General features: G+C 62.3%; 29 protein-coding genes and 1 tRNA gene. 16 read left to right on the top strand and 14 right to left on the bottom strand.

Features of this window, described 5'->3' with window-relative positions:
- The first annotated feature begins 6 nt into the window (after positions 1–6).
- The 7 genes from secY to AC3YMN_RS10785 all read left to right on the top strand — a co-directional run bounded on the left by secY (position 7) and on the right by AC3YMN_RS10785 (position 5,650).
- Positions 7–1,344 carry a preprotein translocase subunit SecY gene (gene secY / locus AC3YMN_RS10815; RefSeq protein WP_127752920.1) on the top strand — a complete coding sequence of 446 codons (1,338 nt, stop codon included), beginning with the start codon at positions 7–9 and terminating at the stop codon, positions 1,342–1,344.
- Positions 1,341–1,910 carry an adenylate kinase gene (locus tag AC3YMN_RS10810; protein ID WP_127752921.1) on the top strand — a complete coding sequence of 190 codons (570 nt, stop codon included), beginning with the start codon at positions 1,341–1,343 and terminating at the stop codon, positions 1,908–1,910. Before secY ends, AC3YMN_RS10810 begins: the two co-directional genes overlap by 4 nt.
- A 177-nt stretch (positions 1,911–2,087) precedes the next feature.
- Entirely contained in the window at positions 2,088–2,456 is a 369-nt protein-coding gene (gene rpsM, locus AC3YMN_RS10805; protein ID WP_108398542.1) for a 30S ribosomal protein S13, read from the top strand.
- Positions 2,457–2,538: 82 nt separating this feature from the next.
- Positions 2,539–2,931 carry a 30S ribosomal protein S11 gene (gene rpsK, locus AC3YMN_RS10800; protein ID WP_127752922.1) on the top strand — a complete coding sequence of 131 codons (393 nt, stop codon included), beginning with the start codon at positions 2,539–2,541 and terminating at the stop codon, positions 2,929–2,931.
- Between the two features lie 99 nt (positions 2,932–3,030).
- Complete coding sequence (locus tag AC3YMN_RS10795; RefSeq protein WP_172123154.1) at positions 3,031–4,050, top strand: DNA-directed RNA polymerase subunit alpha; 1,020 nt, start codon at positions 3,031–3,033, stop codon at positions 4,048–4,050.
- A 32-nt stretch (positions 4,051–4,082) separates the two neighbouring features.
- On the top strand, positions 4,083–4,508 hold the full coding sequence (gene rplQ / locus AC3YMN_RS10790; protein ID WP_489890007.1) for a 50S ribosomal protein L17: 426 nt from the start codon (positions 4,083–4,085) through the stop codon (positions 4,506–4,508).
- Positions 4,509–4,579: 71 nt separating this feature from the next.
- The gene (locus AC3YMN_RS10785; RefSeq protein WP_489890006.1) at positions 4,580–5,650 is read left to right on the top strand and encodes an NAD-dependent epimerase/dehydratase family protein; all 1,071 of its coding nucleotides are present in this window, start codon (positions 4,580–4,582) and stop codon (positions 5,648–5,650) included.
- Here the strand turns inward: AC3YMN_RS10785 and AC3YMN_RS10780 are convergent.
- Positions 5,629–6,159 carry a P-loop NTPase family protein gene (locus AC3YMN_RS10780; protein ID WP_489890005.1) on the bottom strand — a complete coding sequence of 177 codons (531 nt, stop codon included), beginning with the start codon at positions 6,157–6,159 and terminating at the stop codon, positions 5,629–5,631. The genes AC3YMN_RS10785 and AC3YMN_RS10780 overlap by 22 nt on opposite strands.
- A 67-nt stretch (positions 6,160–6,226) precedes the next feature.
- On the bottom strand, positions 6,227–7,408 hold the full coding sequence (locus tag AC3YMN_RS10775; protein ID WP_164854793.1) for a type III PLP-dependent enzyme domain-containing protein: 1,182 nt from the start codon (positions 7,406–7,408) through the stop codon (positions 6,227–6,229).
- A gap of 194 nt (positions 7,409–7,602) precedes the next feature.
- Here AC3YMN_RS10775 and AC3YMN_RS10770 point away from each other — a divergent pair, with 194 nt between their 5' ends.
- Both AC3YMN_RS10770 and AC3YMN_RS10765 read left to right on the top strand, forming a co-directional pair.
- Positions 7,603–9,066 (top strand): Do family serine endopeptidase, encoded by a 1,464-nt coding sequence (locus tag AC3YMN_RS10770; protein WP_489890004.1) that lies wholly within the window; start codon positions 7,603–7,605, stop codon positions 9,064–9,066.
- A gap of 9 nt (positions 9,067–9,075) precedes the next feature.
- Complete coding sequence (locus AC3YMN_RS10765; RefSeq protein WP_489890003.1) at positions 9,076–10,404, top strand: replication-associated recombination protein A; 1,329 nt, start codon at positions 9,076–9,078, stop codon at positions 10,402–10,404.
- Here AC3YMN_RS10765 and AC3YMN_RS10760 read toward each other — a convergent pair.
- A complete protein-coding gene (locus AC3YMN_RS10760; RefSeq protein ID WP_489890002.1) occupies positions 10,401–11,552 on the bottom strand; it encodes a patatin-like phospholipase family protein in 1,152 nt (383 codons plus the stop codon). The two genes, AC3YMN_RS10765 and AC3YMN_RS10760, sit on opposite strands and share 4 nt — an antisense overlap.
- 123 nt (positions 11,553–11,675) lie before the next feature.
- Between AC3YMN_RS10760 and crcB the strand changes: the two genes are divergently transcribed.
- From crcB to AC3YMN_RS10740, 4 genes are read left to right on the top strand one after another with little or no spacing between them, the layout of a single operon-like run.
- Complete coding sequence (crcB, locus tag AC3YMN_RS10755; RefSeq protein ID WP_489890001.1) at positions 11,676–12,059, top strand: fluoride efflux transporter CrcB; 384 nt, start codon at positions 11,676–11,678, stop codon at positions 12,057–12,059.
- 20 nt (positions 12,060–12,079) lie between these two features.
- Positions 12,080–13,045 carry an RluA family pseudouridine synthase gene (locus AC3YMN_RS10750; protein ID WP_489890000.1) on the top strand — a complete coding sequence of 322 codons (966 nt, stop codon included), beginning with the start codon at positions 12,080–12,082 and terminating at the stop codon, positions 13,043–13,045.
- Positions 13,042–13,725, top strand: coding sequence for an HAD-IA family hydrolase (locus tag AC3YMN_RS10745; RefSeq protein ID WP_127752931.1), 684 nt, complete (start codon positions 13,042–13,044; stop codon positions 13,723–13,725). The genes AC3YMN_RS10750 and AC3YMN_RS10745 overlap by 4 nt, the downstream gene beginning before the upstream one ends.
- A complete protein-coding gene (locus tag AC3YMN_RS10740) occupies positions 13,709–14,488 on the top strand; it encodes an ATP12 family chaperone protein (protein WP_127752932.1) in 780 nt (259 codons plus the stop codon). Before AC3YMN_RS10745 ends, AC3YMN_RS10740 begins: the two co-directional genes overlap by 17 nt.
- Here the strand turns inward: AC3YMN_RS10740 and folK are convergent.
- From folK to rimO, 8 genes are all read right to left on the bottom strand, one after another.
- Positions 14,485–14,919, bottom strand: a complete 435-nt coding sequence (gene folK, locus AC3YMN_RS10735) for a 2-amino-4-hydroxy-6-hydroxymethyldihydropteridine diphosphokinase (protein ID WP_489889999.1) — start codon at positions 14,917–14,919, stop codon at positions 14,485–14,487. The two genes, AC3YMN_RS10740 and folK, sit on opposite strands and share 4 nt — an antisense overlap.
- The gene (folB, locus tag AC3YMN_RS10730; RefSeq protein WP_172123161.1) at positions 14,919–15,305 is read right to left on the bottom strand and encodes a dihydroneopterin aldolase; all 387 of its coding nucleotides are present in this window, start codon (positions 15,303–15,305) and stop codon (positions 14,919–14,921) included. Before folB ends, folK begins: the two co-directional genes overlap by 1 nt.
- A 1-nt stretch (position 15,306) precedes the next feature.
- On the bottom strand, positions 15,307–16,173 hold the full coding sequence (gene folP, locus AC3YMN_RS10725) for a dihydropteroate synthase (protein WP_489889998.1): 867 nt from the start codon (positions 16,171–16,173) through the stop codon (positions 15,307–15,309).
- Between the two features lie 66 nt (positions 16,174–16,239).
- Positions 16,240–18,009 (bottom strand): SLC13 family permease, encoded by a 1,770-nt coding sequence (locus AC3YMN_RS10720; RefSeq protein WP_489889997.1) that lies wholly within the window; start codon positions 18,007–18,009, stop codon positions 16,240–16,242.
- 102 nt (positions 18,010–18,111) lie between these two features.
- The gene (gene cysW, locus AC3YMN_RS10715; RefSeq protein WP_489890195.1) at positions 18,112–18,936 is read right to left on the bottom strand and encodes a sulfate ABC transporter permease subunit CysW; all 825 of its coding nucleotides are present in this window, start codon (positions 18,934–18,936) and stop codon (positions 18,112–18,114) included.
- Complete coding sequence (cysT, locus tag AC3YMN_RS10710; protein ID WP_489889996.1) at positions 18,930–19,772, bottom strand: sulfate ABC transporter permease subunit CysT; 843 nt, start codon at positions 19,770–19,772, stop codon at positions 18,930–18,932. The genes cysW and cysT overlap by 7 nt, the downstream gene beginning before the upstream one ends.
- 51 nt (positions 19,773–19,823) lie before the next feature.
- Positions 19,824–20,822, bottom strand: a complete 999-nt coding sequence (gene cysP / locus AC3YMN_RS10705) for a thiosulfate ABC transporter substrate-binding protein CysP (RefSeq protein WP_489889995.1) — start codon at positions 20,820–20,822, stop codon at positions 19,824–19,826.
- Positions 20,823–20,994: 172 nt separating this feature from the next.
- Positions 20,995–22,365, bottom strand: a complete 1,371-nt coding sequence (gene rimO, locus AC3YMN_RS10700) for a 30S ribosomal protein S12 methylthiotransferase RimO (protein WP_489889994.1) — start codon at positions 22,363–22,365, stop codon at positions 20,995–20,997.
- 228 nt (positions 22,366–22,593) lie between these two features.
- On the opposite strand from rimO, the gene AC3YMN_RS10695 reads away from it, so the two are divergent.
- The gene (locus AC3YMN_RS10695; RefSeq protein WP_489889993.1) at positions 22,594–22,995 is read left to right on the top strand and encodes a DoxX family protein; all 402 of its coding nucleotides are present in this window, start codon (positions 22,594–22,596) and stop codon (positions 22,993–22,995) included.
- A gap of 74 nt (positions 22,996–23,069) precedes the next feature.
- Here AC3YMN_RS10695 and AC3YMN_RS10690 read toward each other — a convergent pair whose 3' ends face one another.
- Positions 23,070–23,603, bottom strand: a complete 534-nt coding sequence (locus AC3YMN_RS10690; protein ID WP_127752942.1) for a DUF4282 domain-containing protein — start codon at positions 23,601–23,603, stop codon at positions 23,070–23,072.
- Positions 23,604–23,633: 30 nt separating this feature from the next.
- The gene (gene lipB, locus AC3YMN_RS10685) at positions 23,634–24,398 is read right to left on the bottom strand and encodes a lipoyl(octanoyl) transferase LipB (protein ID WP_489889992.1); all 765 of its coding nucleotides are present in this window, start codon (positions 24,396–24,398) and stop codon (positions 23,634–23,636) included.
- 49 nt (positions 24,399–24,447) lie between these two features.
- Between lipB and AC3YMN_RS10680 the strand changes: the two genes are divergently transcribed.
- Both AC3YMN_RS10680 and AC3YMN_RS10675 read left to right on the top strand, forming a co-directional pair.
- On the top strand, positions 24,448–24,681 hold the full coding sequence (locus AC3YMN_RS10680) for a FliM/FliN family flagellar motor switch protein (protein ID WP_127752944.1): 234 nt from the start codon (positions 24,448–24,450) through the stop codon (positions 24,679–24,681).
- Positions 24,682–24,806: 125 nt separating this feature from the next.
- A tRNA-Leu gene (locus AC3YMN_RS10675) sits at positions 24,807–24,891 on the top strand.
- Positions 24,892–24,955: 64 nt separating this feature from the next.
- Here AC3YMN_RS10675 and AC3YMN_RS10670 read toward each other — a convergent pair.
- Positions 24,956–25,327, bottom strand: a complete 372-nt coding sequence (locus AC3YMN_RS10670; protein WP_489889991.1) for an MmcQ/YjbR family DNA-binding protein — start codon at positions 25,325–25,327, stop codon at positions 24,956–24,958.
- Positions 25,328–25,389 lie beyond the last annotated feature (62 nt).

Raw genomic sequence — 25,389 nt, 5'->3', positions numbered from 1 at the left:
CGATGCATGGCGTCCGCAGCCGAGCAACTAGCTCGTAATCTTAACTTCTCGACCTTCTCGAAGGCCAAGGCCCTTCAGCAGCGCATCTGGTTCACACTGGGCGCGCTGCTCGTTTATCGGCTTGGCACTTTCATTCCCGTTCCTGGCATTGATCCGGACGCGTTCCGCGCGACCTTCGAACAATCCCAGCAGGGCATTATCGGCATGTTCAACATGTTCGCCGGCGGTGCCGTCGAACGCATGGCGATCTTTGCCCTCAACCTGATCCCCTATATCACGGCTTCGATCGTCGTGCAGGTGATCGCCACCGCATCGCCTCGTCTTGAGGCGCTCAAGAAAGAAGGCGAAGCTGGCCGTCGCAAGATGAACCAGTACACGCGCTATCTTGCCGTGGTGTTTTGTGCCGTTCAGGCCTACGGCATCGCCGTCGGACTGGAGGGCAGCCAGGGCGTTGTGCTCAATCCAGGTTGGTTCTTCCGTATCTCGACGGTGATCACGCTGGTTGGCGGCACCATGTTCCTGATGTGGCTGGGCGAACAGATCACTGCACGCGGCGTAGGTAACGGCATTTCCTTGATCATCTTTGCCGGTATCGTCGCCAACCTGCCGACCACAATCGTTCAGACTTTCGAGCTGAGCCGGACCGGTGCTTTGCCGCCCCTGGCTGGCTTTGGCATCGTGCTGCTTTCGATCGCGGTGATCGCCTTCATCGTTTTCTTCGAACGTGCCCAGCGCCGGCTGCTGATCCAGTATCCAAAGCGCCAGGTCGGCAACAAGATGTTCCAGGGTGACACCTCGCATCTGCCGCTCAAGCTCAACACGGCAGGCGTGATCCCGGTGATCTTCGGTTCATCGCTCCTGCTGCTGCCTGCAACCATCGCGTCCTTTGCCGCTCAAGGCAACGCGCCGCAATGGCTTCAGGTGACCACGGCGCTGCTCGGTCGTGGGCAACCACTTTACCTTGCGCTCTTTGCCTTCTTCATCATCTTCTTCGCCTTCTTCTACACGGCAATCGTCTTCAACCCGCAGGAAACTGCTGACAATCTCAAGCGCTCTGGCGGCTTCATCCCGGGCATTCGTCCCGGCGAGCGGACCGCTCAGTACATCGACTATGTGCTGACTCGTATCACTCTGATCGGCGCGCTTTATCTGACTGTCGTGGCGCTGATTCCTGAGTTGATCCACAACCAGCTGGCGGTGAGCCAGTTCATCGGCGGCACCTCGCTGCTGATCATGGTGACGGTGACGCTCGATACGGTTAGCCAGATCCAGAGCCATCTGATTGCGCAGCAATATGAAGGGCTGGTCAAGAAGTCTCGTCTGGGTGGGGGCAAACGTCGATGAGGTTGATCCTGTTGGGGCCGCCAGGAGCGGGCAAGGGGACACAAGCAAAAATCCTGCTGGAGACCTACGGAATTCCGCAGCTCTCCACCGGGGACATCCTGAGGTCGGCTATTGCCGCCAAGACCCCGTTGGGGCTTGAGGCCAAGGCCATTGTGGATCGTGGGGATCTAGTTTCCGACGAGATCGTCAATGGCATCGTTGCTGAACGGCTCGATGCACAGGACTGCCAGCCGGGCTTTATCCTCGACGGCTTTCCCCGCACCATTGCCCAGGCGGAAGCCTTGGGTGAGATGCTGGCGGCCAAGGGTGTCGAGCTCGACGCCGTGGTCGAGATCAAGGCCGATCCCGATGTTCTGGTCCAGCGCGTGATTAATCGCGCCAAGGAAAGTGGCGGCGCTCGCGCCGACGACAACGAGGACGTGCTGCGCAAGCGCCTTGCCGTTTACGGCGAGCAAACCGCGCCGTTGGTTGCCTATTACAGTGGCAAGGGTCTACTGCGAACTGTGGACGGCATGGCGCCGGTCACCGCAGTGACCGATGCCATCAAGGCGGCCATCGAGCACTGAAGGCAGATTTGGCAGGGCAGTTGACTCTGGCTTGTCAAGTCCTTAAAGAACCGCGTCAGTTCCATAGATTATTGGGCTGGATTCGGTTCCTCAATTGGTTGGGGGTCGAAATCCGGTCCCTTGTTGTTTAAAGGCACGGGCCGTGATGGTATCCGTGTTGAATGAAGGAGAGCAGACGTGGCTCGTATTGCTGGCGTCAATATCCCGACGAATAAGCGCGTGATCATCGCGTTGCAGTATATCCACGGGATTGGTGACAAGTTCGCCGAGGATATCTGCACCAAGGTTGGCATTCCAGCCGAGCGCCGCGTCAATGAACTGACCGACGCTGAAGTTATCCAGATCCGTGAAACCATCGACCGCGACTATGTCGTGGAAGGTGATCTGCGCCGCAATGTGGCAATGAACATCAAGCGTCTGATGGACCTGGGCAATTATCGCGGCCTGCGCCACCGTCGCGGTTTGCCGGTTCGCGGTCAGCGTACCCACACCAATGCCCGCACCCGCAAGGGTCCGGCCAAGCCGATCGCCGGCAAGAAGAAGTAAGAACCCATTTGGGGTTCTTCGATGTAGCTGCCGGGGCCGCTCCAAGGCTGACGGCAGCGTAGATATCGATCAGAGGAATTAAATGGCTAAGACTGAAACCACGCGCGTCCGCCGCAAGGAGCGCAAGAATATCACGTCGGGTGTTGCTCACGTGAATGCATCCTTCAACAACACCATGGTCACCATCGCTGACATGCAGGGCAACACGATTTCGTGGAGCTCCTCGGGTGTGATGGGCTTCAAGGGTTCTCGCAAGTCGACCCCGTACGCGGCTCAGGTCGCTGCTGAAGATGCTGCCAAGAAGGCTCAGGAACACGGCATGAAGACCCTTGAGGTTGAAGTGCGCGGTCCTGGTTCGGGTCGCGAGTCTGCGCTGCGCGCTCTCCAGGCTGCCGGTTTCAACGTCACCTCGATCCGTGACGTCACTTCAATCCCGCACAACGGCTGCCGTCCGCGCAAGCGGCGCCGCGTTTAATAGAGCAGTCAAGAGCTCCCGGCCGGGGCGGCCGGGAGTCTTATTGCGTTTGCGGCGGTGCGGCCGGGCGAGGGCCGCGATTTTGAAAGGACAAGAACCGTGACGATCCAGAGGAACTGGCAAGAACTGATTAAGCCGACCAAGCTGGAGATTGTTTCGGGCAGCGATAACGCGCGCGTGGCCTCGGTTGTTGCCGAGCCGCTTGAGCGCGGTTACGGGCTTACCCTTGGTAACGCCCTGCGTCGCGTGCTGCTGTCGTCGCTCCAGGGCGCGGCGGTGACGGCAATCCAGATTGATGGCATTCTGCACGAATTCTCCTCGCTGCCGGGCGTGCGCGAGGACATGACCGACCTTGTCCTCAACGTGAAAGAGATCGCGTTGAAGATGGGCGGCGAAGGCCCAAAGCGTCTGCAGCTCACGCGGCAGGGGCCGGGCGCTGTGACCGCGGGCGACATCAAGGTCACCGGCGACATCGAAGTGCTGAACCCCGATTTCGTGATCTGCCATCTTGATGATGGCGCCGAGATCAATATCGAGTTCACCGTGAACACCGGCAAAGGCTATGTGCCTGCCGACAAGAACCGTCCTGAAGACGCGCCGATCGGCTATATCCCGGTCGACTCCCTGTTTTCGCCGGTTCGTCGCGTATCCTACAAGGTCGATGCCACCCGCGCCGGTGAATCGCTCGACAAGGACAAGCTGACGCTGCAGGTGGAAACCAATGGCGCGATCTCGCCGGATGATGCCGTGGCATACGCCGCCCGCATCCTGCAGGATCAGCTGTCGGTGTTCGTGAACTTCGAAGAGCCCAGCAAGGAAAAGGCGCAGGATTCTGTGCCCGAGCTGGCCTTCAATCCGGCGCTGCTCAAGAAGGTCGACGAACTCGAGCTTTCGGTGCGTTCGGCCAACTGCCTCAAGAACGACAACATCGTTTACATCGGCGACCTGATCCAGAAGACGGAAGCCGAGATGCTGCGGACCCCGAACTTCGGCCGCAAGTCGCTCAACGAAATCAAGGAAGTCCTGGCACAGATGGGGCTTCATCTCGGAATGGACGTCAACAACTGGCCACCCGAGAATATCGATGACCTCGCCAAGCGCTACGAAGATCATTATTGATCGCGCGCTGCCAAGCACTTTAGGAGACCACCATGCGCCACGGTAATTCAGGCCGCAAACTCAACCGTACGGCCAGCCATCGCAAGGCGATGTTCGCCAATATGTCCGCCGCGCTGATCAAGCACGAGCAGATCGTCACCACGCTGCCCAAGGCTAAGGACCTGCGTCCGATCGTCGAAAAGCTCATCACCCTTGGCAAGCGTGGCGATCTGCATGCTCGCCGTCAGGCGATTGCTCAGATCCGTGATGAAGGACAGGTCGCCAAGCTCTTTGCCGTGCTTGGCCCGCGTTATGCCGAGCGTCAGGGCGGCTATATCCGCATCATGAAGGCCGGCTTCCGCTATGGCGACAATGCGCCCATGGCCGTGATCGAGTTTGTTGATCGTGACGTCAATGCGAAGGGCCAGGACAGCGGCCCGGTACAGTATCGCGACGAAGACGAGTCCGAAGCCGCGTAAGCGCTCAGACCCATAGACTTTTAGAAGCGGCTGCGGTTCACTCCGTGGCCGCTTTTGTTTTGGGTGCCGCAATGCAGTCTGGTCGGATCCTGGTCACCGGTGCGAGTGGGTTTGTCGGAAAGTGGACCGTCCTCGAGTTGCTGCGCGCCGGTTTTGACGTACGCGGCACGGTGCGCTCCGAAGGCAAGGCAGAGGCCGTCCGCAAGACTGTCGCCGCCGAGTTGGGGCAGGGGGTCTTGTCACGCCTGCAACTCGTCAAGCTCGACCTGATGCACGATCGGGGTTGGCGGGACGCGATGATCGGGGTGGATGCGATTGTCCATGTCGCAGCCCAGATCCTCGGTATCGAACCCAAAGATCCGCAGGAGGTTATCGCCCCGGCCGTAGAGGGCACCGAGCGGGTCTTGCGCTTTGCCGTGGTCACGGGGGTCAAACGCGTGGTGATGACGTCTTCAATCGCCACCGTCGGCTATGGCCATGGGCATGTCACGGGCCAGCGGGTTTACACCGAGGAGCACTTCACCGATCTCGCCGCGATGAAGTTCACCTGGGCTTATTGTGTGGGCAAGACCAAGGCCGAACGCGCCGCCTGGGCTTATGCGCGCTCCGAGCGCCTGGCGCTGACCACGATCCATCCCGGCGCGATACTGGGGCCGGCGCTCGATGATGATGCCAGTGTGTCCCTGCGTATGGTTTCGGGGCTCCTGGAGGGGTCTACGCCCGCCATGCCCAGCAATGGCTTTTCGGTGGTGGATGTCCGCGACGTGGCCGCCATGCACGTCGCCGCGCTCCAGCAGCCATCTTCTGCCGGGCACCGTTATCTGGCAACCTCGGACTATGTACCCTTTCCCGATGTGGCCGAAATTTTGCGCAGCGCCTATCCCGACCGCGCCATTACCCGCAAGCAGGTGCCGGATTGGTTGATCAAGCTCCTGGCGCGGTTTGGCGGGCCGACGCGCCAGATCATCAACGATATCGGCAACCAGAAACACTATGATCGCAGCAAAGGGGAAGGCTTGCTCGGCCGCCCCTTCATCAGTGGGCGGGATGCCATTCTCGCCACCGCCGAAAGCGTGATCCGGCTCGGCTTGGTAAAGCCGACCGACGCCAACACGCCGGCTCAGAGCGCCCAGGCACAATAAAGCGCCTTCACCTCATTGAGGTTCCGGCAGAACACCACGGGTAGGCCGGCCTCGCCCACCAGCAGGTTCAGGCGATCAGTGCTGCGCCGTGTCTTCCAGATCCAGCGGATCATCGCCCATTTGACGCTGTCCTTGTTGCCTTCGAGGCTGCCGGCACGGCGCTTCTGCAACAAGGTTCGCCTGAGATAGCGCAGATGGCGCCGGATGAAATGGTCATCGAGAATGATGACGCCGGTAGCACGCTGGAGGCGCTGCGGCAGCAATACGGAATAGTTGCCGTCCATCACCCAACGCTCACCCCGGATGGCCTCGTCGTGTAGCTGGTGAAACTGTGCATCCGGGCGCAGCTGCCAGTCCGTGCCCGACAGGTGCCGAAGCTGGTCGAGGTGCACCGGCGTAGCCTCGAGGTTTCGGGCCAAGGCCACGCACAGCGTCGACTTGCCGGCATTGCTGGGCCCCATGATCACGATGCGATCGCCCATGGCGGCCAGTGGCGGCACTTGCGGCATCTTTCTCCCCCCAAACGAAAGGGCCACCCCGATGGTCTGGGATGGCCCTTGTTCAGCTGTTTCGCGCTTACTCCGGCTGGACATCCTTGCCGGTGTAGACTTCCTCGACCCAGTACTGGTCACGGCGGTCAAAGCCGTTGAACGGGGTCAGCGAGGCCTGGGTATAGGCACCCATCAGGCCGAACTCGATCCAGTCGTCTTCATCGATATCGGCGGGCAGGGTGAACACCTGGGGCAACACGTCATAGCTGTCGCAGGTTGGGCCCCAGATGGTGAACTCAGAGAACTCCGCATTGTTGTCGTGCACCCGCGCACCGCGCCACACCCGCACTGGGGGAGTAAAGTGCATGAACTTCACTTCCATCAGCGAGCCATAGGCGCCGTCATTGACATAAACCGATTGGCCGCCACGCTGATGCTTTACCCGCAGCAGCAGCGAGGTGGACGAGGTCACGAGGGCCCGACCGGGCTCGATGATCAGCTCAGGGCGATTCTTGTTGCCGAAATGATCCTCGACCGCGGTCGAGATCGTTTCGAAATAATAGTCCATCGGCGGCGCTTCGCTGGTCGGGTAGGGGGCGGGATAGCCGCCACCGATATTAAGGCGTTTCAGCTCGATCCCCGCTTCGTTCACGATGCGCGATGCCGCCGCGATGTGACGCTCATAGGCATAGGCGTCTTCGCACTGCGAGCCGACATGGAAGCACAGGCTCGGCGTATAGCCCATCTGCTCGACCATGGTGACGATCTCGGCGGCGCCTTGCTCCATCACGCCAAACTTGATGCCGAAATCGTACGACTTCAGCGCCTTGCCGGCCTTGAAGCGCGTCGTGACCTCAACGTCGCGCGAGGGCGATACCACGGAGGCAAGCTGATCGAGCTGCTGGGGATGGTCGATGGTGAAGGAGCGAACGCCGAACTCCTCATACGCCCGCACAATTTCCCGCTTGTTCTTGATCGGGTTGTTGTAGTGCATTGCTGCACCCGGCGCATAGTCGCGCACCAGCTCCATCTCTCGATTGGAAGCAACGTCGAATGCCTTCAGCCCTTCGCGGTGCAGCTGCGCAATGATGTGGGGCGAAGGGTTGCACTTGACGGCATAAGTCAGCAGCCCGTCAAAGCCCTTGCGAAACACTTTTGTGGCCTTGTGCAGCTCCCGCTCCGAGAACAGAAATGCCGGAAAATCCGGAGCTTCCGCAGCGATCAGCGCGGAGGTATTGGGAAACACGTGTTTCGGCTCAGTGGTCATTGACGACTTGCCTTTCCGGCACAGGGGAGAGGGGGGAGGTGAGCGCTGCATATAGGGTGCCGGGCCCCCCAATTCAAACCTTTATTTGCATTGGATTTATCTGCTGGCCGCTGTGCCATTTTGACGACAAAGTCTGGGCGTTTCGCTGCCCCTCCGCGGCCCCTGGGCCGCACCCTTTGCTGGAGTTTTGCTTGATGCGTGTGCAGGCTTGGATCGGGGCTGGTTTGGTGCTTGGGGCTCTGGCTCTGGGCGGGACATTTGCTTTGGCTCCACTACAGCAAGCCTCCGTAGCGCAAAGCCAGGATCTGACCTCGGCCCCCGCCACCCGGCAGGTGCCCCAGAGCGAGGGGCAGCTCAAGCTCAGCTTTGCGCCGGTCGTGGCGACGGTCGCCCCTTCGGTGGTCAATGTCTATGCGACTCGCATCGAGCAGCAGGCGACTTCCCCCTTTGCCAGCGATCCATTCTTCCAGCGCTTTTTTGGTGGCCGCCAGTTCCAGAGCCGCCCGCGCGAGAGTCGCTCGCTGGGCTCGGGCGTAATTGTGGATGCCAGCGGCGTCGTGCTCACCAACCGCCATGTGATCGAGGGCGCCACCGATGTGCGTATCGCCCTTTCCGATGGCCGTGAGTTTGCAGTCGACATCGTCGTCGAAGATGCCCAGACTGATCTGGCCGTCCTGCGCGTGCGCGACCCCGCTTCCGTCACCTTCCCCGCCATCACCTTTGCCGATTCGGACGGGCTCCTCGTTGGCGATCTGGTGCTCGCCATCGGCAATCCCTTCGGCGTCGGGCAGACGGTGACGAGCGGCATTGTTTCCGCCCTGGCCCGCACTGGCGTGGAAAGCAGCGACTACGAGTTCTTCATCCAGACCGATGCGGCGATCAATCCGGGCAATTCCGGCGGAGCGCTTGTTGATCTTGACGGCAAGCTTGTGGGCATCAACACCGCCATTTATTCGCAGACCGGCGGCTCGGTGGGCATCGGCTTTGCCATTCCCGCCAACATGGCGCGGCTGGTGGATGATGCCGGCGTCGCTGGCGGCGAAATCGTGCGCCCCTGGTTTGGCGCCAAAATGCAGACAGTGACCGCTGATATCGCCAAGAGCCTCGGCATGCCCGCACCGCATGGGGCGCTCATCACCGAAGTAGCGCCCGGCGGGCCGGCCGAACGCGCCGGCTTTGCCTCGGGCGATGTGATTGTGTCGGTGGACGGCATCACTGTCGATGATCCCAGCGCCTTCAACTTCCGCCTCGCCACCAAGCCAATCGGCACCCAGACGCAGCTTGAGCGCCTGCGCGGCGGCAACACCCAGGCCATTGCCTTCACTGTCGAGACTGCCCCCGCTGCCGGACCGGACAAGATCGCCGACATCAGTGGCAACACCCGCTTTGCCGGCACCAGCGTGCGTCAGCTTGATCCGGCCCTTGCCGAAGCCAAGGACCTGCCTTACGACGCCAAGGGTGTGCTGATTACGGCGGTTGAGCCCGGCTCGCCTGCCGATCAGATGGGTTTGCGAGTGGACGACATCGTGCTGTCGCTCAACGATATCAGCATGGATACTGTGCAGGCCTTCACCAGTGCCGTCGCGCAGCGCGTCCGCACTTGGCAGATTATCCTCCAGCGCGACGGGCGGGTGTTGCGCAGCATTGTCAGCGGCTAAAGGAGCCCCATGGCCGATCTTTTCGCCACCCCGACCGACCAGTCCGCCGAGGATCGCGCCCGCCCTCTGGCCGATCAGTTGCGCCCGCGCAGCCTCGATGAGGTGATCGGGCAGACCCACTTGCTCGGGCGCGATGGCACGCTGCGCCGCATGATCGCCTCTGGCCGGCTGGGGTCGCTGATCCTGTGGGGTCCTCCGGGCACGGGCAAGACCACCGTCGCGCGCCTGCTCGCCGATCAGATCGGCTATGAGTTCGAGCAGATTTCGGCGGTGTTTTCCGGCGTGGCCGATCTCAAGAAGGTGTTTGAGCGGGCGCGCTTCGTTCGCCTTTCCGGCAAGAAGACCCTACTGTTCGTCGACGAAATCCACCGTTTCAATCGTGCCCAGCAGGATGGCTTTCTGCCGGTGATGGAAGACGGCACTGTGGTGCTGGTCGGCGCCACGACCGAAAATCCAAGCTTTGAGCTCAACGCCGCCTTGCTCTCGCGCAGCCAGGTCCTGCGGTTCGAATCGCTCAGCCTCGAAGATCTGGAAAAACTCGTCGGGCGTGCCGAAGCGTTGGGTGGCGCTGCACTGCCGCTGGAGCCCGATGCCCGCGCGACGCTCCTGACCCTTGCCGATGGCGATGGCCGCGCCTTGCTGGGCCTGGTGGAAGAAGTACTGGCCTCGGCCAAGCCAGGCGAGATTCTCGATGCCGCCGCCCTCCTGACAGTCGTGCAGCGCCGCGCGCCCATCTACGACAAGGCTCAGGACGGGCACTACAATCTTATCTCGGCACTGCATAAGACCGTGCGCGGCTCGGACCCGGATGCCGCGCTTTACTATTTCGCGCGCATGCTCGACGCTGGCGAGGATCCGCTGTTCCTCGCCCGCCGCCTCATCCGCATGGCCGTGGAAGACATCGGCCTGGCTGATCCGCAGGCGCTGCCGCAGGCCGTCGCTGCCCGCGACGCTTACCAGATGCTGGGTTCACCCGAAGGCGAACTCGCCCTCGCACAGGTCGTGGTCTACCTGGCTCTCGCGCCCAAATCGAACGCCGTCTACACGGCCTTCAAAGCAGCCACCAGCCTTGCCAAGTCCACCGGCTCGCCCATGCCGCCGATGACCATTCTGAACGCGCCCACCAAGCTGATGAAGGGCTCGGGCTATGGCGATGGCTACATCTATGACCACGACACGCCGGAAGGCTTTTCGGGGCAGGAGTACTTCCCCGAAAAGCTTGGGCGGCAGAGCTTTTATCATCCGGTTGGCCGCGGCTTTGAACGCGACCTCGGTAAGCGGCTGGACTATTTCGCCCGTCTGCGTGCCGAAAAAGGGGCCCGCGAGGAGGACGACTAGTCCTCCTGCTGCCACACGCCGGCCTTGCCGCTTTCAAAGCCATAGTTATAGAGCGCCACCAGCCACTGCGGGCTGCCGAACAGATTATCCGTGCTTGGGAACTCCGGCGGAATGGCCGTAAGGCTGTAGTCGATGCCGCTTTCCGCCACCATGGACGAAAGCACGGCGATGTCGCTGCGTCCGCGATACTTCAGCAGTGTCGGGATCGAACGGCCCAGGATCGAGGCGCTGGTCATCTGCACCGGCTCGCGGGTGGGAGCGATGGTGCCGTTATAGATGACATAGAGGTGCCGGTTGCGGGACGCGGCGCCCGGCAGCCCATCAAAGCCGCCGGGCAGCAGAACCAGGTTCTGCGTCACCCCGCCATCCACATGCAGCTCGTCATAGCCTCTGCCGCCTGCAGCAACATTGATCAGCACAGGCGGATAAATGCCCGGGACCGCCGCCGAGGCCAGGATGATCTGGCGCACCAGCCGCAGCTTGTTGGGGATGGCACTGGCGGCGATAGCGCCGATATCCCAGACCACCGGCCGCTCGGCATCCAGGTTGGTGGTGCCGATCAGCAGGCGCCGTCCTTTTTTGTGCTCAATGGCAATCTCATCAAGGGCCTGTGCATCGACAAGGCGGGCAATGGCATTGATGAGCGGGCGGTTGCTGGCGATCGAGGGCGCGCCCAGCACGGCTGAAACGAAGTCGAGGGCGGGTGAGCGCTGCAACGCCAGATCGGCGAAGATCGCCTGCAGCCGGCTGTCATAGCGCGGGCCAAGGAATGCCATGGGCGCGATCATGGCGCCGACGCTGATGCCGGTGACGACCTCGAATTGCGGCCGGTCCCCGCGCGCCGTCCAGCCCACCAGATAGCCCGCGCCATAGGCGCCATTGATGCCGCCGCCCGAAAGCGTCAGGTAATCGATGCTGCCATCGCCCGCGTCGCGCAGGTCCGCGGCCTTCATCTCGGCGGTTTCGTCGCCCCAATAGCGAATATCGGCGTCAATGGCCGAGCCCGGGATGCCGGCCTGTTCGGTCAGCGCTGCCGGTACGGCCGGCAACCGGCTGCTGATGCTCACGCATCCCGCGAGAGCCAGCATGGACAGGGCCATCCCCATGGAACGAACGCCGAGCGCAAGCCCCTGATCAAAAACGGTCATTATCTGCCCCAGTCACTTTGTTGCCCAATAGCTGAGACTTGGAACTGTTCCCGTGCCAACACCGGCCTTCTTGCATTTGTTTGAACTGTGGCTAAACCGCCATGGGGAGCAAGGAGCAAGTGCATGAGTGGTTATCTGTTGATTGCCTGCGGCGGCGCTTTGGGTGCGATGGGGCGCTTCGGCGCCTCGACGATTCTGGGGCGTATGCTACCCTCAGGCTTCCCCTTCGCTATTTTGCTGGTCAACATTGCGGGCTCTGTGGCCATGGGGCTGCTGGTGGGCTCGCTTGTGCGCTGGAGCACGAGTTGGGCTGAGGAAGCGAGGCTCTTTGCCGCAGTGGGCGTTCTGGGCGGTTTCACGACGTTTTCGAGCTTTTCGCTGGACACTTTGACGCTGATCGAGCGCGGCGCACTCCTCCAGGCCGCTCTCTATGTGCTGGCATCGGTTGCTGTTTCGGTGGCGGGGCTGTATCTGGGGCTTTTGGTCACGCGAGGCAGCCTGACATGAGTGCGGTGCAGCAGCGCCAAGTGAGCGGCGATGAAGATGGTATGCGTCTGGATCGCTGGTTTGCGCAGAATTTCCCCCAGCTTGGTTTCGGACGGCTGCAAAAGCTGATCCGCAATGGTGAGGTGCGTGTCGATAAGGGCCGGGTGCAAACCAGCACGCGGCTCTCGGCCGGCCAGACCGTGCGCATCCCGCCCATCGACGATGCCGAAGCGCCACGGCCGCCCAAGGTCAGCAATGCCGACGCGCAGTTCCTGCGCGACCTCATCCTGTATGAGGACGACGACATTTATGTCTTCAACAAGCCTGCCGGCCTTGCCGTGCAGGGCGGCAGCGGCACCAAGCGACACATCGATGGCATGCTCAAGAGCCTGCCCAACAAAAAGGGCGAAGCCCCCCGGCTGGTGCACCGCCTGGACCGCGACACCTCGGGCTGTCTTGTGGTCGCCAAGACCCACGCAGCGGCCAGCCACTTCGGCTCGGTCTTCCGCTCCCGCTCGGCGCGCAAGATCTACTGGGCCATCGTCGCGGGCAATCCCACGCCGCGCCAAGGCGAGATCTCCTGCTTCTTGGCCAAGCAGTCGACCACCGATGGCGAGCAGATGGTCGTGGTGCGCAACGGCACGCCCGGCGCGCAGCATTCCACCAGCTATTACTCCACCACTGATACTGCGAGCCGTCGCTTTGCCTGGGTGACCCTCAAGCCCGTCACCGGCCGCACCCACCAGTTGCGCGTCCATATGGCCCAGCTCGGCACGCCCATCATCGGCGATCCCCGCTATTTCAATATCGAGAACTGGCAGCCTGCCGAAGGGCTGGGGGAGGGGCTTCATCTTCACGCCCGCCGCATCGCTCTGCCCCTGCGTGGTGGCAAGCGCCTCGATATCTCGGCTCCGCTGCCGCCCCATATGCGTCAGAGCTTCGAGGCGCTCGGCTTTGATCCCGACCGCTATGATGTTCAGGGCGATGATCCGGAGGAAGCGGCATGACCCTTGTCATGTTCGACATGGATGGCACGCTGATCGACACGCAGGCCCTGATTGCCGAGCACATGGCCCGCACTTTCGAGGATGCCGGCCTGCGCCCACCCACGCCAGCCGAAGCGCGCCGGGTCATCGGCTTGTCGCTGCCACTGGCGCTGGGGCGTCTGGCCGGCAATGATGATCCCGCCATCATCGATCCCATGGTCGACGCCTACAAAGCCCACTATCGCGCCTCGCTCGTAGCCGACAGCAGCCGCGAAGCGTTGTTCCCCGGCGCACTTGATGCTTTGAACCGCCTGCGCGTGCGCAGCGATACCGAACTCGGCATCGCCACCGGCAAGGGTTTGGCTGGCGTCGAGCGCATCCTGGCGCTGCATGGCATTGCCGGTCATTTCGTCAGCTTCCAGACGCCCGACCACAATCCCTCCAAGCCTCACCCCGGCATGATCCATCGCGCCATGAACGAACGCGGCGCCCTGGCTACCGATACGATCATGGTGGGCGACACCACCTTTGACATCGAGATGGGCAAGGCCGCCGGCGCCTGGGCGATCGGGGTTAGCTGGGGTTATCACGAAGCCGATGAATTGCTCGCGGCCGGAGCCGATATCCTGATCGACACGTTTGATCAGCTCGACGCCGCGATTGAACAGCTGATGGAGCAAGAGCATGCGCGACCAGCTTGAAGACATCCAGAAGCACCTCGATGACGGCTATGGCCGCGCCCAGGAACTCGACAAGGTCGAGCTGCCCCTCCGCTTCTACAAGGACGTGGGCGTCGCTCCGGTTGACGGTGGCTTCGTCGTCACCCTAGATGGTCGCCCCACGCGCACGCCCGGGCGCAAATTGCCCATCGTCGTGCCCGCTGCTGGCATTGCCACCACCATGGCCGAGGAATGGGCGGCCCAGGGCGAGCGCATCGACGCCACCACCATGCCCACCGTCCGCCTGATCAATTCAGCCATCGAAAGCGGTGAGGAATTGGTGCCCGCATTGCGCGCCGAGATCATCAAATTCGCCGGCGGCGACCTGATGCTCTACCGCGCCGAAGCGCCGCGCGAGCTGGTGGCCGAACAGGAAGCCGTTTGGGACAACGCGCTCGTGGCGCTCGCCCGCCATTTTGGCGTCCGCTTCCAGCCCACGGTCGGCATTGTGCACCAGGAGCAACCTGCAGCAACGCTGAGCCGGCTCGCCGAAGAGCTCGAAAGCGAGAACCTGCTGGTGCTGACGGCACTGGTCTCCATCACCGGTCTCACCGGCTCGGGGCTGCTGGCGCTGGGCCTTTGGCACAAGCTTTTTACCCCCGACCATGTCTGGACCGCCGCCCATCTCGACGAGGATTTCCAGATCGGCCAATGGGGGCAGGACGAGGAAGCCGCCTATCGCCGCGCCCGCCGCCGCATCGAGTTCGATGCCGCCGTCGGCGTGCTGGACCATCTGCGCCCCTAACGGCGCCGGCTGGTCAGCCACTCCGTAACGGCGGGCGCAATTTCACGCAGCGGATCCAGCACGAAATCGCGTTCATGGGCATAGCGATGCGGCAAGGTCAGCCTTGCCGTATCCATCTCCAGCCGCTCATAGGCGACGATATCGATATCGATCACCCGCGGCCCCCAATGCTCGAGCCGTTCCCGCCCCATCACCGCTTCGATCGCCTGCAGGGCGTCGAGCAGGGGCAGGGGCTCCAGCGCGGTGTTGATCTCTAGCGCGAGATTAAAAAAATCCGGCTGGTCCGTCTTACCCCAGGGCTTGGTCGTGATCATGCCCGATTGCGCCACGACGGCAACCCCGTCCGCTTCACCAATTCGCCGCACGGCTTCCGCCAGATTGGCGGGTGCATCGCCCAGATTGGCGCCCAGGCTGAGCCAGGCCCGTGCCATCAGGCGACCGGCCGCTGGCGGTGCAGCTCGATGGCTGCTTCCCCCCGCACCATGGCGATCGGCGCCTCGGGCTTGCGGATCCGCACCACGATCCACTGCACATCGGCAAAGGCTGCGAACACGCCATCAACGATGTTCTGCCCCAGCGCCTCGATCAGATCGACCCGCTTGCCTTCAAAGGCCGCTTTGACCACGTCATAGATCTCGGCATAGGAGACCGTCGAGCCGATCTGGTCGGTATAGCCGGGCTCCGACAGGTCCACCCCGCATTCAAGGTCCACAAAGAAGCGCTGGCCCAGCGTTTGTTCTTCGCTGAGCAAGCCGTGGAAGCCGTAAAAACCGAGATCGCGCAGGATGATGCGGTCGCCGCTGAATGGCTGGCTCATCTCAATTGTTTCCTTCTGCCGGCGGGCCATATAGCGCCGCTTCCGCCACGCGCAGCGCGTCGCGATGCGCGCGCACATCGTGCACCCGGAAGATATGGCCACCATGGCTATAGGCCAAGACATTGCTCGCGATCGTACCCGCGAGCCGCTCCTCGGGCTCGTTGCCCAACACCTTGCCAATCATCGACTTGCGCGATGTCCCCACCAGCATGGGCAACTGCAAACCGTCCGCGGCGGAACACGCCTTCTCTAGCCGCGTCAGCATGGCGTAGTTTTCGGCCAGGCTCTTGCCAAAGCCGAAGCCCGGGTCGGCGATCAGCTGCTGACGCCCGATTCCTGCCGCCTCGGCGATCGCGAGTGTTCGCGCCCAGTAGCGCTGCATGGCAGTCAGCAAATCGTCGTCAGGGTCGCGCGACTTGTCCCAGTGCATGGCAATCACCGGCACCCCGTGCAGCGCCGCCACATCAGCCATCTCTGGATCGCCTTGCAGGCCATGAACGTCATTGATCATCGCGGCACCCGCCTGGATCGCCTGGTCGGCAACCAGCGGCTTATAGGTGTCGATTGAAATCGGGACCCCGATTTGGGCGGCACGGAGCGCATCGAGCACCGGCATCACCCGGTCCAGTTCCTCCTGGACGCCAACCAATGCCGCGCCGGGGCGGGTGCTTTCACCGCCCAAATCGATGATATCTGCACCCTCAGCCACCATCGCGCGGGCATGGTCTACAGCCGCTTCCACCCGATTGTGTTGCCCGCCATCGGAAAACGAATCAGGCGTCACATTGAGGATGCCCATGATCTTGGCGGTGGGCCCCAGGAGGAGCGGTGGTTGGCCGGGCAGGTCTATCGAGTGGGATGTGTGCATGAAGGGCGCGGTCTCCGGTATCGCAACTTACCGGTGAGCATCGGCCCGCTCAAGCACGCTAGCTCGTTAGAACGGCCACACCAGCATCAGCATTGGCACCCCGACCAGAATCACCAGCAGCGATAGCGGTAGCCCCAATCTCGCATAGTCGCTGAACTTGTACCCGCCCGGCACCATCACCAGCGTGTTGCACTGGTGTCCGATCGGCGTGAGGAAATCGCAGCCGGCCCCGATGGCCACCGCCAGCAGAAAAGCCTCGGGCGCATAGCCGAGATCGGTCGCAAAGGTCGCCGCAATCGGCGCCATCACAAGAACGGTCGCCGCATTGTTGAGGAAGGGGGTCACGGCCATGGCCGCAACCATGATCAGGGCGAGAGCGCCCCAGCCCGGCAAGGTGCTGGCGGTGGCGGAAAGCCAGCCAGCGATGATCTCGGTGCCGCCGGTTGAGCGCAGCGAATCGCTGACGGGGATGAGGCAAGCGAGCATGATCAGGATCGGCGCATCGATCCGATTATAAACCTCCCGCAGCGGCAGTGCGCGCGTCAGCACCATAGCGGCCGCCGCAGCAAAGAACGCCGGTGCTACTGGCACCACTCCAAAGGCAGTCGCTGCCATCGCCACCAGCAAAATCCCGAGCGGCACGAGTCCGTTGCGCACGCTGCCAATGCGTAAGCCACGCTCCACCAGGGGCAGGCAGTCCCATTCGCGCAGCAATTCAGGCAGCTTGTTGAGATCGCCCTGCAGCAGCAGCACGTCGCCATTGCGGAACCGGATCTGTCCCAGCCGCTCGGTCAGGCGCTCATTGCGCCGGCTCACCGCGAGAAGATTGAGCCCGGTGCGATCGAACAGCGTCAGTTCCTGCGCGGTGGCGCCGATCAGGTCCGAGCGCTCGCCCACGATTGCTTCGATCGTGCCGGTTTCCTGGGAGGCATTGGCAATAGCGTCGCGCCGCTCGGAAAAGGAAAGCCCTGCCTGCGCCACCATCTTGTCGAGCGCGTCGGGTTCACCCTCAATCAGTAGCGTGTCGCCCGCCTTGAGCTTGGTGTCCGGGAAGGGTGTACGGCGCTGTCCGGAAGCACTGAGAATGCGCGTCACCATCGCCCGCCCGTCCGCGAGCCCCTGCAATTCGCCGATCTGCAGCCCTACCGCGCCGGTATCCTCGAGCACATGGGCTTCGGTCGTATAGTTCTTGATGTCGACTGCGGTTTCCATGCCGCCATCCGCCGGTCGGCGCTCGGGGAGCAAGCGGTAGCACAGCACGAGAAAGGCAACACCCACCACGGAGAGCGCCGCGCCCACAGGGGTGAAGTCGAACATGGTGAAGGGCGTGCCGACCAACTCCTCGCGCACCCGCGACACAATGATATTAGGCGAGGTGCCGATCTGGGTCATCAGACCGCCGAGGAGCGAGCCAAACGACATCGGCATCAGAAACAGCGATGGCGACACGCCCGAGCGGCGCGCCATCTGGAAGGCGATGGGCATCATGATCGCCAGCGCGCCGATATTCTTGACGAATGCGGAAAGCACCGTGACCACCACCACCAGCAACAGCAATTGCGCGCGTGGCGCGGTCAAGCCCGGTGCCAGGCGCCGCACCGCCACTTCCATGACGCCGGAGCGGGCGATGGCGGCGCTGACGATCAGGGCACTGGCCACGATGATGACGATGTCGTCCGAAAAGCCGCTAAAGGCATCCTCAGGCGCCACGATACCCACGGCCATGGCGGCAAGGAGTGCACCAACGGCGACAACGTCGTATCGCCACCTCCCCCAGATAAAGGCGACCATCATGGCGCCAATAACGAGGAAGGCTAACATCTGCGGTGTGGTCATATCGGCTCCGGATTTCGCCATGAGCAACGCCCATGGCCGGCGTTGTATGCCAGAGCCGGAAAATAAAAGCCGCACCTGCGGAGTGGAACCTTTACACGGTCGCTATCCACGGCCCGCGTTACGGCCGAGCACCGATTTGAGGATCAACGTTACGACCGCCATCAGGGCCAGGGTCGATGCGGCTGCAAAGGCGCCGGTGACGTTGAAGTCGTTGAACAGCTGAGAGATCTGCAGGGGCAGCGTGTTGGTCTGCCCTCGAATGGAGCCGGCAACGACCGATACCGCGCCAAACTCCCCCATCACCCTGGCATTGCACAACACTGCCCCATAGAGCAGCGCCCAGCGGATATTAGGCAGGGTGACGTACCAGAACATCTGCCAGCCACTGGCGCCGAGCGACAGCGACGCTTCCTCATCCTCGCTGCCCTGCTGCTGCATCAGCGGAATCAGCTCGCGCGCCACAAAGGGGGCCGTCACGAACAGGCTGACAAGGAAGATGGCGAACACCGTGAACATCAGCTGGATGCCAGCGCCCTGTAGCGCTGGTCCGAGCAGTCCCTGGCCACCGTAGAGGAACAGATAGGTAACGCCAGCCACGATGGGGCTGATCGAAAACGGCAGCTCGATCAATGTCACTAACAGCTGCCGCCCCGGAAAGCGGAACCGCGTCACCAGCCAGGCCGCGCACACGCCGAATGCCATGTTGATCGGCACAACAACGCTAGCGGTGAGCACCGTCAGCCAGATGGCGTGAAGGGTGTTGGGCTCGAGGATGTTGCTGAAATAAACGCCAATTCCTTCGCGCAGCGCAGTGGCGAAAATCAGCAGCAAGGGAACAACGAGAATCAGGCCGGAGAGCCCCAGGGCTAGGGCAATCAACAGCCTTTCACCTGGGCTGCGATGGACCGGAACAGAGCGGCTCACGATTTGCTCCGATCTGTGTAGCGCAGCTGCCAGGCGGCCAGTGCATTTGTCAGGAACAGCGTGCCAAAGGCGGTCAGCAGCAGCACAAAGGCGAGCGCCGCTGCGCCCTCATAATTGTACTCGTCGAGCCTGATATAGATTAGCAGGGACACGATCTCGGTTAATCCGGGCAGATTGCCGGCGATAAACACCACGGCCCCGAACTCTCCCAATGAGCGCGCAAAAGACAGCACGCAGCCCGCCATGAAGGCGGGGAGAATGGTCGGCCAGATAACCTGGGCAAACACCTGCCATGGCTTCGCCCCTAAGGTCCTCGCCGCCTCTTCCAGCTCCAGATTTGCTTCCTCAAGCACGGGCTGGACCGTGCGCACCACAAAGGGAATGGAGGTGAAGCTCATGGCAACGATGATGCCAAGCTGGGTGTAATTGACCTGGATCCCAATTTGCGCCAGCGCCTGCCCGTACCAGCCATTATCCGCAAAAAGGGTCACAAGAACGAGCCCCGCTACGGCGGTCGGCAGGGCAAAGGGGAGATCAACAAGAGTATCCAGCACCCGCTTTCCCCGGAACTCGTAGCGCGTCAGCACCCAGGCCAGCAGCAGGCCGAAGGCTCCATTGATCGCCGTGGCCACCAGCGCCGAGGAGAAGGTGATCCGATAGGCGGCCAGCGACCGTGGCGACGAAACAATGCGCCAGAACTCGGCCGGCCCCATCCCCGCCACCTTCAGCAACATGGCCGCGATGGGTAGCAGGATGATGATGCCGAGATAGAGCAGGGTGGTCCCCAGCGTTACGCCAAAGCCGGGGAGCAGGTTATTGCGTCGGGAAGCGGCGGCCATACGGTCCTCGGCATCGGGCGGCCCGCCAAAGCGGCGCTGCCCGGCTCTGCATTACTGGTTGAGGAACACGCGATCCAGCAGTCCGCCATCGGCGAAATGGTCCGCCGTCACCTTGTCCCAGCCGCCAAAGGCCTCTTCCACCGTCACCAGCCGCACTTCGGGAAAGTCGGCCTTGTGGGCGGCAGCGACCGTCTCGTCATGGACGCGGTTGTAGTTAGCCGCGAGGATTTCCTGGCCCTCGGGTGTGTAAAGGAAGTCGAGATAAGCCTTGGCGATCTCCTGGGTGCCGCGCTGGTCAGCGACCTTGTCGACCACCGCTACGGGGAATTCCGAAAGCAGGCTGATGCTGGGGACCACCGCGTCATACTTGTCGACTCCAAGCTGGTGCCGGATGCCCTGCACTTCGGCTTCGAAGGTGATCAGCACATCCCCGAGGTTGCGCTCGACAAAGGCGGTGGTGGCGGCGCGCCCGCCAGTCTCGAACACGGGAACATTGCTGAAGAGCTTGGTCAGGAACTGCTCGACCTGCGCTTCGTCGCCGCCAAACTCTTCCTGCGCCCACGCGCGGGCGGCCAGATAGGTGTAGCGCCCATTGCCCGAGGTCTTGGGATTGGGGAAGATCACCTTGACGTCGTCGCGCGCCAGATCGCCCCAATCGGTGATGTTCTTGGGATTGCCAGCCCGCACCAGAAACGCGGGCAGCGAGTAATAGGGCGAGGCATTGTTGGGGAACTCGCTCTGCCAGTCCTCGGACACAAAGCCTTGCCGGGCCAGCATGTTGATGTCGGTCACCTGGTTGAAGGTAACGAGATCGGCTTGCAGACCCTCAAGGACAGCGCGCGCCTGGGCCGAAGAGCCGGCATGGGACTGGCTGACATTGAGCGTGGTGCCGGTGCTCTCCGCATAGTTTGGCACGAAGGCGAGGTTCACCGCCTCGTAGAGCTCGCGGCCGATGTCATAGGACACGTTGAGGATTTCGGTGGGCTGCGCCGCGGCAGGACCTGCAGCCAGGGCCAGCGAGGCGATGGCTGCGGCAAGAATCTTCTTCATGGGGAACGCTGGCTCCGGTGTGCTGCGCTGGAATAATACAGCCCAGATGCACGCTGTGCCGAGCCGCGTCAAAGCCTAAGGCGTTGACGCGGATGAGCGATTTACCCGAAGGGCAGTTTGCCGGAAAGACATTGCGCCGGCGCTTCGGCCGGCGCGATAAAGTTGTTCGACCTTATGCCTGCGGCGGCGCTTCGAAGCGCACGGGGGTCGCCACCGTGCTCGGGCGCACCGGGTCGGCGAACAGGTCGTATTCGTCGCTGTCGGTCACCACGACCTGTACCAGATCGCCCGGCTTGATGCCGGTGGCATCGCTGACCACGACCTGCCCGTCGATATCGGGCGCATCCCACTTGGAGCGGGCGATGGCGCGGTTGGCGTTCTTGTCGATATCATCGACCAGCACTTCGATGGTGCGACCGACCTTCTTGGCCAGCTGGCCGGTCGAAACGTTCTGCGCCACTTCCATCAGCTGCTCGAAGCGATCCTGCGCCACTTCGTCGGGCACGATGCCAACCAGCTCATTGGCCGGTGCGCCGGTCACCGGCTCATACTTGAAGCAGCCCGCACGATCGATCTCGGCTTCTTCCAGCCAATCGAGCAGGAACTCAAAGTCCTCGTCCGTCTCGCCGGGGAAGCCGACGATGAAGTTCGAACGGATGGTGAGATCCGGGCAGATATCGCGCCAGCGCTTGATGCGATCGAGCGTCTTTTCCTGGTTGGCTGGGCGGCGCATGTTCTTGAGCACGCTCGGCGACGCATGCTGGAACGGAATATCGAGGTAAGGCAGCACCTTGCCCTCCGCCATCAGCGGAATGATCTGGTCCACATGGGGATAGGGGTAGACGTAGTGCAGGCGCACCCACGCGCCCAGTTCCCCCAGCTCCTTGGCCAGGTCATAGAACTTGGCGGCAACCGGACGGCCCCGATAGTTTGAGGTCGCATATTTCAGGTCCACGCCATAGGCGCTGGTGTCCTGCGAGATCACCAGCAGTTCCTTGGCGCCGCCCTTCACCAGCCGCTCGGCTTCCCCCAGCACGCCGGCAGCCGGGCGCGAGGCCAGGTCACCGCGGATCTGAGGGATGATGCAGAACGAGCAGCGATTATTGCAGCCCTCGGAAATCTTGAGATAGGCATAGTGCCGCGGGGTCAGCTTCAGCCCCTCCTCGGGCACCAGGTCCACGAACCGGTTCGGCACCGGCGGCAAATGCTGGTGGACGGCATTGACCACCGACTCATACTGGTGCGGGCCCGAAACGGCGAGCACGCTGGGATGGGTCTGGCGGATCAGCTCTTCCTCGACGCCCAGACAGCCGGTGACGATCACGCGGCCATTCTCGTTGAGCGCTTCGCCGATCGCTTCGAGGCTTTCCTGCTTGGCGCTGTCGAGAAAGCCGCAGGTATTGACGAGAACGATGTCGGCACCCTGGTAGTCGCGGGAAAACGAATAGCCCTGGGCGCGCAACGTCGTCATGATGCGTTCGCTGTCGACAAGGGCTTTGGGGCAGCCGAGGCTGACGAGGCCAATTTTTGGCGCTTGGCTCATTGAGCACGGTTTCCGATGTTAAGGATTGGCGTCCTCATACAGAAATTGTGCCCAAAGCGCAATCAACCGGCCTTGACGCTGCCGTGAAGCAGGCCTGCACCACGTGCGGGGTTGGGTGCGGTTGGTGAACAGTGTGTGCGCATATGGTCAGATTTTAAGAATGATGCGGCTAAGCTAGCAGGGTTGAATGCGTCAAACCGGCGCAGCACTTGCCCCAAGGAGGCACACTTGTTCGATCGTCTCTCCGCCTTTGCGCCGCAGGCCCTCGCCGTGCTGCGCATCGTCACCGCCCTGTTGTTTATCGAGCACGGCACCCAAAAGCTGTTTGGTTTCCCCGTTCCCGGCATGGGCACCCCCGAAGGGTTGTTCCTGATTGCCGGCATTCTCGAGACCTTTGGTGGTCTGCTGATCCTGGTTGGGTTCCTCACCCGTCCGGTCGCCTTCGTTCTTTCAGGTATGATGGCCGTGGCCTATTTCATGGTCCACTTCCCCCAGAACTTCTGGCCAGTGGGTAATGGCGGCGATGCCGCAGCCCTTTACTGCTTCATCTTCCTTTACCTGGTCTTTGCCGGCCCGGGCGATTGGGCCATCGATACCCGCGCTCGCAACCGCACGCTCAGCCGCGTCTGACGCGCCGCGAAAAGCATGGCCGCCCCGATCATTTCGGGGCGGCCTCTTTTTCACCTGCGACAAGCCGTGCCGGCCTATTCCTCGCTGTCGATCCGGGGCGTCCGCTTGGCGGTGCGGCGCGGCTTGAACACTTCGCCAGCCCTGGTCGCCGGCGAGCGCAGCGTATCTTCCGGCTCAAGATCGGGTTCCGTCACCGCATCCACGGCATTGAGCACATATTCGTCGGTCTCGACGAACTCCCGTTCCTCGCCCGCTTCGGCAAGATCGCGAATTGCGTCCCGAACTTCGTCCAGCAGCGAGCTCGAATAGCGCGAACGGGTCACCGGCTCGGTTTGCCCCTCATGCGTCTTGAACCACACCAGCAGCGCCTCGCAGCCAATCCTGAGGCCAACAAACAACAGCAGGCCGAACACGGCAATCTCAAGCAGGCCCCAAAGCCCATTGCCGAAGCCAAAGCCAAAGGTCCAGAACAGGTGGCTAATGGCCCAAAGCAGGATACCCGCCAGGCCCAACGCATAAAGGATGGGCACCAGCTTGGGCGCCAGGATCGCGTCCAGCCTGAACAATGTCTGTCGGCTGAACAGGCGTTTGAGGTCGTCGAGCGTCATTGCAGTTTCCTCGAGCTTGGCGCGATTCGATTAAGTCACAACTTGGTCAGTGATGCCTTCGGGCACAAGCTCTTCTGCCGAGCCGTCGCGCGTTGGACCAAAGCGGCGCTCAAATTGCGCCCGCAGAACCATGTCGACCTCAGGCATTGAGACCAGCTGCCCCAGATCTTCAAAGCTCGTCACACCTTGGTCGGTGATCCCGCAAGGCACGATTCCGCCGTAGTGGCTGAGATCGGGCGCAATATTGAGCGAGATACCGTGGAACGTCACCCATTTCGAGACCCGCACCCCCAGTGCCGCAATCTTGTCCTCGCGGTCCGCCCCCTTGTCGGGCCGCTTGACCCAAACGCCGATGCGCCCCTCGCTGCGATCGCCGACGATATTGTGGGCAGCGAGCGTGTCGATAACCCAGCCCTCCAGGCCCTGCACCAGGCAGCGAATGTCGCGACCGCGCTCGCGCAGATCGAGCATCAGGTAAGCCACGCGCTGGCCGGGGCCGTGATAGGTATATTGTCCGCCGCGCCCGGCCTCGAACACTGGGAATCGATCCGTCAACAGGTCTGCGGCCACTGCGGAGGTGCCGGCAGTGTAAAGCGGTGGGTGCTCCAGCAACCACACTGCCTCCTCGGCAGTGCCGGCGGCGATTGCCGCAGCCCGGTCGCGCATGGCCCCAAGTGCCATGGGATAAGGGACGGGGCTGGACGAGATCATCCACTCGACAGGCCGAGAATCAGCGCGTCGCAGTTTGCTTGCGCTGTCGCAAGCTTGGGGTGCCGTTAACGCTTCACTAACCATGATGAGCTGAGGATCGCCTTTCTGCGGCGCAGGGGTTGAACCGATATCTATGAACACTCTCGACAATATTGAAGTGGAAATCACGGTGGAGCTGGGCGCGACCACCATGCCCATCCACCATCTGCTGCGGATGGGCCGCGGCGCCGTGATCGAGCTGGATGCGCTGGAAAGCGACCCGCTGCACATCTATGCCAACAACACGCTCGTAGCCCATGGCGAGGTCAGCGTCGACAATGGGCAGCTCCAAGTCCTGGTCCGCAACAAGGCCAGCAAGCGCTTTTAGCCGCCCGGGAGCGGGTAGGTTTTCCACCGATCTCTTTGATAAGCAATTTAAGCGCTTGAGGTTCTCAAGGACCTTTGCTAAACCCCGTCTCGCTTCGCCCCAGGGCGGTGCTTCTACCAGGACGTGCGGTCGTGGCGGAATTGGTAGACGCGCAGCGTTGAGGTCGCTGTATCGCAAGATGTGGAAGTTCGAGTCTTCTCGACCGCACCAGTCACCTTCAGGGTGACACCAGAACAGCCGCCCTCCGGGGCGGCTTTCTTGTTTCTGGTCCCCGTTAGGCCGGGGGCGTCAACGGGCGCTCCGCCGCAAGATTGGCAGGGGCCTTGCTGCGCCAGGCGTCCTCCAGCCGCAGGCTTAGTTCTTCATCGCTGATCCGTTCCAGCCGGACTAGCACCGCCGGCCAGCCGACATAATGGTCGGTCTCGAAATAGATCTCGGGCGATATCTCCATGAGCAGCGCCTTCTGCTCCTCGGGGCACAGCAGCACCAATGTCTCCTCGTCTTTGAGCCTGGTGAAGCTGGCGCCGTTTACCTTGAGCGCCGGCGTGCCATAGCTGGTTGATCGTTCAACGCCGGGCAGCGCGCGTTGGGTGGCAATCCTCTCAATGCGAACAAAGACTTGGTCGAGCGCTTCGGAAGCAGCCATCGCGGTTTTCCTTGTCATGCCGCACTGCACTTGCGCAGTGCTTGAAACAACAACGGCTAGTC

The sequence above is a fragment of the Devosia sp. Z11_6 genome, assembly GCF_058133665.1.
Note: the sequence above shows the minus strand (reverse complement) of the source record. Positions and strands in the feature narration are given on the sequence as shown.

What these genes read in the sequence shown, in the direction of transcription:
- secY (WP_127752920.1), top strand. Translation starts at nt 7, where the DNA reads ATGGCGTCCGCAGCCGAGCAACTAGCTCGTAATCTTAACTTCTCGACC.
- AC3YMN_RS10810 (WP_127752921.1), top strand. Translation starts at nt 1,341, where the DNA reads ATGAGGTTGATCCTGTTGGGGCCGCCAGGAGCGGGCAAGGGGACACAA.
- rpsK (WP_127752922.1), top strand. Translation starts at nt 2,539, where the DNA reads ATGGCTAAGACTGAAACCACGCGCGTCCGCCGCAAGGAGCGCAAGAAT.
- rplQ (WP_489890007.1), top strand. Translation starts at nt 4,083, where the DNA reads ATGCGCCACGGTAATTCAGGCCGCAAACTCAACCGTACGGCCAGCCAT.
- AC3YMN_RS10785 (WP_489890006.1), top strand. Translation starts at nt 4,580, where the DNA reads ATGCAGTCTGGTCGGATCCTGGTCACCGGTGCGAGTGGGTTTGTCGGA.
- AC3YMN_RS10780 (WP_489890005.1), bottom strand. Translation starts at nt 6,159, where the DNA reads ATGCCGCAAGTGCCGCCACTGGCCGCCATGGGCGATCGCATCGTGATC.
- AC3YMN_RS10775 (WP_164854793.1), bottom strand. Translation starts at nt 7,408, where the DNA reads ATGACCACTGAGCCGAAACACGTGTTTCCCAATACCTCCGCGCTGATC.
- AC3YMN_RS10770 (WP_489890004.1), top strand. Translation starts at nt 7,603, where the DNA reads ATGCGTGTGCAGGCTTGGATCGGGGCTGGTTTGGTGCTTGGGGCTCTG.
- AC3YMN_RS10765 (WP_489890003.1), top strand. Translation starts at nt 9,076, where the DNA reads ATGGCCGATCTTTTCGCCACCCCGACCGACCAGTCCGCCGAGGATCGC.
- AC3YMN_RS10760 (WP_489890002.1), bottom strand. Translation starts at nt 11,552, where the DNA reads ATGACCGTTTTTGATCAGGGGCTTGCGCTCGGCGTTCGTTCCATGGGG.
- crcB (WP_489890001.1), top strand. Translation starts at nt 11,676, where the DNA reads ATGAGTGGTTATCTGTTGATTGCCTGCGGCGGCGCTTTGGGTGCGATG.
- AC3YMN_RS10745 (WP_127752931.1), top strand. Translation starts at nt 13,042, where the DNA reads ATGACCCTTGTCATGTTCGACATGGATGGCACGCTGATCGACACGCAG.
- AC3YMN_RS10740 (WP_127752932.1), top strand. Translation starts at nt 13,709, where the DNA reads ATGCGCGACCAGCTTGAAGACATCCAGAAGCACCTCGATGACGGCTAT.
- folK (WP_489889999.1), bottom strand. Translation starts at nt 14,919, where the DNA reads ATGGCACGGGCCTGGCTCAGCCTGGGCGCCAATCTGGGCGATGCACCC.
- folB (WP_172123161.1), bottom strand. Translation starts at nt 15,305, where the DNA reads ATGAGCCAGCCATTCAGCGGCGACCGCATCATCCTGCGCGATCTCGGT.
- folP (WP_489889998.1), bottom strand. Translation starts at nt 16,173, where the DNA reads ATGCACACATCCCACTCGATAGACCTGCCCGGCCAACCACCGCTCCTC.
- AC3YMN_RS10720 (WP_489889997.1), bottom strand. Translation starts at nt 18,009, where the DNA reads ATGACCACACCGCAGATGTTAGCCTTCCTCGTTATTGGCGCCATGATG.
- cysT (WP_489889996.1), bottom strand. Translation starts at nt 19,772, where the DNA reads ATGGCCGCCGCTTCCCGACGCAATAACCTGCTCCCCGGCTTTGGCGTA.
- cysP (WP_489889995.1), bottom strand. Translation starts at nt 20,822, where the DNA reads ATGAAGAAGATTCTTGCCGCAGCCATCGCCTCGCTGGCCCTGGCTGCA.
- rimO (WP_489889994.1), bottom strand. Translation starts at nt 22,365, where the DNA reads ATGAGCCAAGCGCCAAAAATTGGCCTCGTCAGCCTCGGCTGCCCCAAA.
- AC3YMN_RS10690 (WP_127752942.1), bottom strand. Translation starts at nt 23,603, where the DNA reads ATGACGCTCGACGACCTCAAACGCCTGTTCAGCCGACAGACATTGTTC.
- lipB (WP_489889992.1), bottom strand. Translation starts at nt 24,398, where the DNA reads ATGGTTAGTGAAGCGTTAACGGCACCCCAAGCTTGCGACAGCGCAAGC.
- AC3YMN_RS10680 (WP_127752944.1), top strand. Translation starts at nt 24,448, where the DNA reads ATGAACACTCTCGACAATATTGAAGTGGAAATCACGGTGGAGCTGGGC.
- AC3YMN_RS10670 (WP_489889991.1), bottom strand. Translation starts at nt 25,327, where the DNA reads ATGGCTGCTTCCGAAGCGCTCGACCAAGTCTTTGTTCGCATTGAGAGG.